The sequence below is a fragment of the Intrasporangium flavum genome, assembly GCF_001956915.1.
Classification (GTDB): Bacteria; Actinomycetota; Actinomycetes; order Actinomycetales; family Dermatophilaceae; genus Monashia; species Monashia flava.
This window is the reverse complement of record NZ_MLJO01000026.1, coordinates 178,636-186,679: the sequence shown is the minus strand read 5'-3', so window position 1 is coordinate 186,679 and position 8,044 is coordinate 178,636. Positions and strand designations below refer to the sequence as shown.

7 protein-coding genes are annotated in these 8,044 nt (G+C 72.2%); all 7 read left to right on the top strand.

Annotation, left to right across the window (positions count from 1 at the left end; all coding sequences use genetic code 11):
• The coding region (locus BIV28_RS18140) for an extracellular solute-binding protein (RefSeq protein ID WP_076263922.1) at positions 1 to 994 on the top strand (994 nt) is incomplete at its 5' end.
• 102 nt (positions 995 to 1,096) lie between these two features.
• On the top strand, positions 1,097 to 2,047 hold the full coding sequence (locus BIV28_RS18135) for a carbohydrate ABC transporter permease (RefSeq protein WP_076263921.1): 951 nt from the start codon (positions 1,097 to 1,099) through the stop codon (positions 2,045 to 2,047).
• A 5-nt stretch (positions 2,048 to 2,052) separates the two neighbouring features.
• Entirely contained in the window at positions 2,053 to 2,931 is an 879-nt protein-coding gene (locus BIV28_RS18130) for a carbohydrate ABC transporter permease (protein ID WP_242653125.1), read from the top strand.
• Between the two features lies 1 nt (position 2,932).
• Entirely contained in the window at positions 2,933 to 4,351 is a 1,419-nt protein-coding gene (gene nagZ / locus BIV28_RS18125) for a beta-N-acetylhexosaminidase (RefSeq protein ID WP_076263919.1), read from the top strand.
• Positions 4,348 to 5,388: an ROK family protein gene (locus BIV28_RS18120; protein ID WP_076263918.1), complete on the top strand. Its 1,041-nt coding sequence runs from the start codon at positions 4,348 to 4,350 to the stop codon at positions 5,386 to 5,388. The genes nagZ and BIV28_RS18120 overlap by 4 nt, the downstream gene beginning before the upstream one ends.
• Positions 5,388 to 6,212, top strand: a complete 825-nt coding sequence (locus BIV28_RS18115; protein WP_076263917.1) for a glucosamine-6-phosphate deaminase — start codon at positions 5,388 to 5,390, stop codon at positions 6,210 to 6,212. Before BIV28_RS18120 ends, BIV28_RS18115 begins: the two co-directional genes overlap by 1 nt.
• 423 nt (positions 6,213 to 6,635) lie before the next feature.
• Entirely contained in the window at positions 6,636 to 8,021 is a 1,386-nt protein-coding gene (gene dnaB, locus BIV28_RS18110; RefSeq protein ID WP_076263916.1) for a replicative DNA helicase, read from the top strand.
• Positions 8,022 to 8,044 lie beyond the last annotated feature (23 nt).

Genomic DNA, 8,044 nt, shown 5'->3' with positions numbered 1-8,044 from the left:
CCTCTACGACCAGCTCGGCGGCAGCAAGCTGCTCCAGTCGTTCGTCGACGTCGGCTCGGTCGACGGCAAGAAGTACGCGCTGCCGTACTACTTCGGCTCGCGCTACATGTTCGCCCGCGCCGACCTCTGGAAGGAGGCGGGCGTCGCCGCGCCGAAGACGCTCGAGGAGTTCAACACCGCCGTCAAGACGATCACGGCCAAGAACCCCCGCAACATCAAGAACTTCAGCGGGTTCTTCCTCGGCGGCCAGGACTGGCGCAACGGCATCTCGTGGATCTTCGCCAACGGCGGCGACCTCGCCAAGAAGGAGAACGGGCAGTGGGTCTCGACGCTGTCGGACCCGAACACCGTCAAGGGCCTGACCCAGCTGCAGGACCTCTACCGCAACGCCTCCAAGGCCCCGGCCGACGCCAAGGACCAGACGCCGTGGCTCTACGTCAACGACGCGGACGAGATCCTCGACGAGAACCAGAACGTCACCGGCAAGACCTCGCTCGCGGCCGCCACGATCATGGCCCCGGGCTGGGCGCACTTCTCCATCGGCGACCTCAAGGAGAAGGACGGCAAGAAGGTCCGCGAGTGGAACGACAAGACGTTCACCGCGTTCGTCCTGCCGGGCACCGACGGCAAGCCGGCGCCGGTCTTCGCCGGCGGCTCGAACATCGCGATCTCCAAGGCGAGCCAGCACCAGGAGCTCTCGCGCGAGCTGCTCAAGATCATCTTCTCGGCCGACTACCAGAAGAAGCTCGGCGGCGCCGGCCTCGGCCCGGCCAACTCCGACTACGTCAGCTCGCTCGGGACCGACGCGTTCGCCAAGGCGACGATCGACTCGGCGGCCACCTCGAAGCTGACGCCGGCGGCCCCGGGCTGGGCGACCGTCGAGTCGAAGATGGTCATGGAGGAGTTCTTCTCCAAGATCAAGGACGCGTCCGACCTCACGGCCCTGGCCAAGGAGTACGACGCCAAGATCACGCCGCTGCTCAACCTCAAGTGACGGCCTGCGCCGCACGCCAGACCGCCTGACCGGCTCCGGCGGCCGGGACCCCCTCCACCCGGCCGCCGGCCCACCCCCGGACCCAGGCTCGAAAGGCCAGTCATGACCACGACGGCGCCCGCTCCGCCCGACACCTCCCGCGCCCCCGACCCGGTGGCCCCGCCCCGACCGCCCCGACGCCTCACGCCCGCGGTCCTCACCGTGCCGACGCTGCTCGTCCTCCTCGTGGCCCTCGGCTACCCGGTGGGCTGGCAGGTCGTCACGAGCTTCCAGAAGTTCGGCCTCGCCCAACAGTTCGGGCAGCCGCCGGAGTGGGTCGGGCTCGACAACTACGTCGCCCTGCTCACCGACGCGAACCTCTGGCTCGTCGTCGCCCGCTCGCTCGTCTTCTGCGTCGTCTGCGCGCTCGTGACGGTCGTGGTGGGCCTCGGCCTGGCGCTGCTCATGGGCGCGGCCGGACGCGTCGGGCGGCTCTGCCTGCAGGTGGCGCTCCTGCTCGCGTGGGCGATGCCGGTCGTCGCCTCGATGACCGTGTGGACGTGGATCGTCAACTGGCGCAACGGGTTGCTCAACTGGCTGCTCGAGCAGGTCGGGGTCGACGCGTCCGGGCACAACTGGCTCGTGCAGCCGCTGTCGTTCTTCGTCGTCGCCGGTGTCATCGTCGTGTGGATGAGCGTGCCGTTCGTCGCCCTGTCGATCTACGCGGGGCTGACGCAGCTGTCGCCCGAGGTGCTCGAGGCCGCCGAGATCGACGGTGCCGGCGGCTGGCTGCGCCTCCGGCACATCATCCTGCCGCTCGTCGCGCCGGTCATCTCGATCGTGCTGCTGCTCCAGCTCATCTGGGACCTGCGCGTGTTCACCCAGGTCAAGCTGCTGCAGGACGCCGGTGGCGTCGCCAACGAGACCCACCTGCTCGGCACGTACATCTACCAGCTCGGCACGGGCGCCGGTGACTTCGGCTCGGCCAGCGCGGTCTCGATCCTCATGCTCCTGATCACCGTCGCGGTCAGCTGGTACTACGTCCGCTCCCTCATGAAGGAGGAGACCCCGTGAGCGCCCTGACGCGCCCGACCCGCTCGCATCACACGACGCGTCGCACGACGCGGCGCACGACGCGCCGCACGCTCCTCACGGTCCTCGCCGTCGCCCTCGCCCTCGTCTGGGCCTTCCCGGTGTACTGGATGCTGAACTCGGCCTTCCTCGACAAGGTCACCCTGCAGCGGACCACGCCGACGTTCCTGCCCTTCGGCGGGTCGCTCGACAACTTCCGCACCGTCCTGCAGGACCCGGGATTCCTCCGCGCCCTGGGGATCTCGCTCCTCGTGACGCTGACGACCGTGGTCGCGGCGATCGTCATCGCCTTCCTCGGCGCGCTCGCGATCAGCCGGTTCCGGTTCCGGGGCCGCCGCACGTTCGTGCTCGCCCTGCTCCTCATCCAGATGCTCCCGGCCGAGGGCCTGTTCATCGCGCAGTACAAGATGATGAGCTCGGTCGGCCTGCTCAACAACGTCCTCGGTCTGGCGATCCTCTACACGGCGGCCGTCGTGCCGTTCACCGTGTGGATGCTGCGCGGCTTCGTCGCCGGGGTGCCGGTCGAGCTCGAGGAGGCGGGGATGGTGGACGGGCTCTCGCGCACCCAGGCGTTCCTGCGGATCACCTTCCCGCTGCTGGCTCCCGGCGTCGTCGCCTCGAGCGTGTACGCGTTCCTTCAGGCGTGGAACGAGTTCACCGTGGCGCTCGTGGTCATGACCGAGGACCAGGCGCGGACGCTCCCGCTCTGGCTGCGCGGTTTCGTGCAGGCCAGCGCGACCCGCGAGACCGACTGGGGTCAGGTCATGGCCGCCTCGACGGTCGTGGCCGTGCCGGTCATCGTCTTCTTCCTCGTCGTCCAAGGGCGGATGAGCAACGGCCTGGTCGGCGGGGCGGTGAAGGGCTGACATGACGATCTCCCGAGAGGCGCTGCGGCGCCTCGTCCTCGGCACGCTCATGCCCGGTTTCGTCGGCACGACGCCGCCCGACTGGGTCGCGCGCGAGCACGCGTCCGGCCTGGCCGCGGTGTGCCTCTACGGCGCGAACGTCGTCGACCCCGACCAGCTCGCGGCACTGTGCGCCGACCTCCGGGCGGCCGCGCCGCGCCTGCTCGTCTCGGTCGACGAGGAGGGCGGCGACGTCACCCGGCTGCACTACCCGACCGGGTCGACCCAGCCGGGCAACGCCCTCCTCGGCCGCCTCGACGACACCGGCCTGACGCGTCGGTCGGCGTCGGTCATCGGCACCGAGCTCGCCTCCTACGGCATCAACCTCGACCTCGCGCCCGTCGTCGACGTCAACTCCGCCGACGAGAACCCGGTCATCGGCTCGCGGAGCTTCGGTGCCGACGCGGGGCACGTGGCCCGGCACTCGGCGGCCTACGTCGAGGGCATCCAGTCGGTCGGCGTCGCGGCCTGCGCCAAGCACTTCCCCGGCCACGGCGACACCGTCACCGACTCCCACCTCGCCCTCCCGCGCGTCGACGCCGGGCTCGAGGTCCTCGACGCCCGCGAGCTCGAGCCGTTCCGGGCCGCGGTCGAGGCGGGCGTCGCGTCGGTCATGACCTCGCACGTCGTCGTGTCGGCCATCGACCCCGACCGCCCGGCGACGTTCTCGCCCGTCGTCCTCGGCGACGTGCTGCGCGGGCGGCTCGGCTTCACCGGCGTCATCGTCTCCGACGCGCTCGACATGGCGGGCGCGTCCGCGGTGACCGGCATCCCCGAGGCCGCCGTGCGGGCGCTCGCCGCGGGCTGCGACCTGCTCTGCATCGGCTCGGAGACGACCGAGGCGGAGCTGCTCGCGGTCGTCGACGCGGTCGTCGCGGCCGTGGACGAGGGGCGCCTGCCGGTGAGCCGCCTCGAGGACGCCGCCGACCGCGTCGCCCTGCTGTCGGCCACCTTCCCGCCGGGACCGGTGTCCTCGGAGCGACCCGGCTCGGCCGGGGTCTGGGCCGACGACCTGCTCTCCGACGGCTTCACGACGACGCCCGCGAGCGACGCCTGGCGGGCCGCCGAGGGGGTGCCGTGCATCGTGCAGGTCGCCTCCGACCCCAACCTCGCCGTGGGACGCGTCGCCTGGGGGCCGCTCGCGGCCGGACTCACCGTGCCGGTCTCGGACGTGCCGGAGGGGGCCAAGGTGGCGGTCGCCGCCCGAGGCCTGGCGCCGACGCACCCGGCCTGGCGGGTCGCGAGCGAGCTTCGCGTGCAAGGCCACCCGACGATCGTCGTGGACTGCGGCTGGCCCCGCGGAGGTGCCGACCTCGTCGCCTACGGCGGGTCCGTCGTCGTGGCGCGGGCCCTCGGTCGCTACCTCGGGGTCGGCACGTGAGACCGGGCGCCGGTCCGGCGCCGCGGCTCGGGATCGACATCGGCGGCACGAAGACCGCCGTAGCCCTCGTCGCGCCGGACGCGTCGGTGCTGGCGCTGCGCACGACGCCGTCCGGGCGAGGGCCGCACGGCGTCGTCGAGGTCGCGGCGCGGCTCGCGCTCGAGGTCGCGCTCGAGGCGGGCGGCGTGGCCGAGGTGGCCGGCGTCGGCGCCTGCATGCCCGGGCTCGTCGACCCCGCGACGGGACTCGCGCGGCACGCCGTCAACCTCGACGTCGAGGCGGTCGACCTCGCGGGCGGGCTCGGGCTCCGGCTCGGGCACCCCGTCGCCGTCGAGAACGACGTCAAGGCCGCGGCGCTCGGCGCCTGGCGGCTGACGGTCGACGCGTCCGGCGACGCCGGGCCGGGCGGCTCCGGCCCCGGGGCGCTCGCCTACCTCAACCTCGGTACCGGCCTGGCCTCCGCGGTGGTGCGCGACGGCGTCGTCGTGCGCGGGATCGCGGGCGCCGCCGGGGAGATCGGGCACCTGCCCGTCGCCGGCGACGTCCCCTGCTCGTGCGGGCAGGTCGGCTGCCTCGAGACCGTCGCCTCCGGCTCGGCGCTGGCCCGGCTCTGGCCGCAGCGCACCCGCCTGGCCCCGGACCCGTTCGTCGCGGCCGCGGCGGGCGACCTCGCGGCACGGGTGGCCGTCGACGTCCTCGCGAGCGGCATCGGGCTCGCGGTCCAGGTGCTCGCGCTGGCCTCGGGCGCCGAGCACGTGGTCGCCGGCGGCGGGCTCGCCGGGCTCGGTGCCCCGCTGCACGACGCGGTCCGGTCCGACCTCGTGCGGCGCTCACGGGCCTCGCGGCTCGTCGCGGCGCTCGACCTGCCCGACCGGTTCGGGCTGCTGCCGGCCTCGCTCCCCGTCGCGGCGGTCGGCGCGGCGTTCCTCGCCATCCGTCCCGACGCCGACGGCGTGGAGGGCGTGCACGGCGTGGACGGCGTGGACGGCGTGGACGGTGCGGCACCGGCCGACCGCGCCGGTGAGAGGGTGGGCTGATGGAGGTCATCGTCCTGCCGACGTCCGCCGACGTCGCCCGCCGGGCGGCCGACGTCGTCCTCGCCGGACTGCCCGCCGCGTCCGGCACGGGGCCTCACGACGCGGAGCGTCACGACCCGGTGCTCGGGCTCGCCACCGGGTCCTCGCCGCTCGGGCTCTACGCCGAGCTCGCGCGTGCCGTCGAGGCCGGCCGGCTCGACCTGACCCGGGCCCGCGGCTTCGCCCTCGACGAGTACGTCGGGCTGCCCGCGGGGCATCCCGAGTCCTACCGCGAGGTGCTGCTGCGCGAGGTGTGCCGGCCGCTGCGGCTGGCGCCGGACCGGCTCTTCGTGCCCGACGGGTCCGGGACCACCGAGCGCGAGCTCGCGTCGGCCGCCGTCGAGTACGAGCGGGGGATCGCGGCCGCCGGCGGGGTCGACGTGCAGATCCTCGGCATCGGCGCCAACGGCCACCTCGGCTTCAACGAGCCGGGCTCCTCCCTCGCGTCCCGGACCCGGGTCAAGCGGCTCTCGGACCGTACGCGGCGCGACAACGCGCGCTTCTTCGGCGGCGACGTCGACGCCGTGCCGACGCACTGCGTCACCCAGGGCCTCGGCACCGTCCTCGACGCGCGTCGCCTCGTCCTCGTCGCGTCGGGCCAGGGCAAGGCGGCGGCCGTCGCGGCCGCCGTCGAGGGGCCGCTGTCGGCCTCGTGCCCGGGCTCGGTGATCCAGTGGCACGCGGAGGCGTTCGTCGTCCTCGACGAGGCCGCCGCGGCACGGCTGCGCAACCGCGACTACTACGACGCGTCGGCGGCCGGTTTGTCCGAATCGCCCACGCCGTGATCTATGGCGTGGTAAAGGGACTTTCCCCAAATGTCAAAACCGATGGGCTTGTCCCGCTGTGGACAACTCACAGGCCGGTGGAAGTTCTCCTCCACACCCCGTGGATGCACGTCGTCGCAGGTCAGCGCCCCTGACCGTGGAGGTGCCCGATCGTGTCCCCACAGTTGTACACACACGTTCTCCACAGTTGTTGACGGCGTGTCGCGATCCGTCGTCCACCGGTTGTCCACAGGCTTTGCGCGACGTGGGGGCCCTGAGGTTGAAGGTCGCGCCGGGACCGCCCTACGGTGGGCCGGTGCTCCCGGGGAGGGTGGCACGACTCATCGGATCGGACATCGGACCGGGTCCCGTCGCACCTGTCGGTGGATGGGTGTCTACTGAGTTGCACCGATGTAGTTCCGTCAGTCAGGGGAAGGTGAATCTGTGTCGCTCGACGAGCTGAGCACCAGCGCGTTCGCGTCGTCGGCGCGTGAGGGTGGGCCGCCCGACGACCGCCTCCCGCCGCAGGACGTCGGCGCCGAGCAGTCGGTCCTCGGCGGCATGCTCCTGTCCAAGGACGCCATCGCCGACTGCGTCGAGCAGCTCAAGGGCACCGACTTCTACCGCCCGGCGCACGAGCTCATCTACGACGCCATCCTCGACCTCTACGGTCGGGGCGAGCCGGCCGACGCCATCACCGTCAGCGACGAGCTGACCAAGCGCGGCGACCTCACCCGCGTCGGTGGCCAGGCCTACCTGCACCAGCTCATCGCGTCGGTCCCCACGGCCGCCAACGCCGGCTACTACGCCCAGATCGTCGCCGAGCGCGCCGTGCTGCGCCGCCTCGTCGAGGCCGGCACCCGCATCGTCCAGCTCGGCTACGCCCAGGGCGGCGGCGACGTCGAGGACATCGTCAACGCCGCGCAGGCCGAGGTCTACGCCGTCGCCGACAAGCGCGGCGGCGAGGACTACCACGCCATCGGCGACATCATCGAGGCCACGGTCGACGAGATCGAGGTCGCCTCCGGCCGGTCCGGCGAGATGACCGGCGTGCCCACCGGCTTCACCGACTTCGACGCCCTGACCAACGGCCTGCACCCCGGCCAGATGATCGTCATCGCGGCCCGACCCGCCATGGGCAAGTCGACCATCGGCCTCGACATCGTCCGGTCGGCCGCCATCAAGCACAAGATGGCCTCGGTCGTCTTCAGCCTCGAGATGAGCCGCACCGAGATCACGATGCGCATGCTCTCGGCCGAGGCCGGCATCCAGCTCCAGCACATGCGCAAGGGCACGATGCGCGAGGAGGACTGGACGCGTCTGGCCTCCACGATGGGCCGCGTCTCCGACGCGCCGCTGTTCATCGACGACTCGCCGAACATGTCGCTCATGGAGATCCGCGCCAAGTGCCGCCGGCTCAAGCAGCGCCACAACCTCAAGCTTGTCGTCATCGACTACCTCCAGCTCATGTCGAGCGGCAAGCGCGTCGAGTCGCGCCAGCAGGAGGTCTCGGAGTTCTCGCGTGCGCTCAAGCTGCTCGCCAAGGAGCTCGAGGTGCCGGTCATCGCCATCAGCCAGCTGAACCGTGGCCCCGAGCAGCGCACCGACAAGAAGCCCGCGATGAGCGACCTGCGTGAGTCCGGCTCCATCGAGCAGGACGCCGACATGGTCATCCTGCTGCACCGCGAGGCCGCCTACGAGCGCGACAGCCCCCGTGAGGGTGAGGCCGACCTCATCGTGGCCAAGCACCGAAACGGTCCCACCGACACGATCGTCGTCGCCTTCCAGGGCCACTTCAGCCGCTTCCAGAACATGGCCTCGAACTTCTGAGGTCCCACCGGACGCCGTTCTCG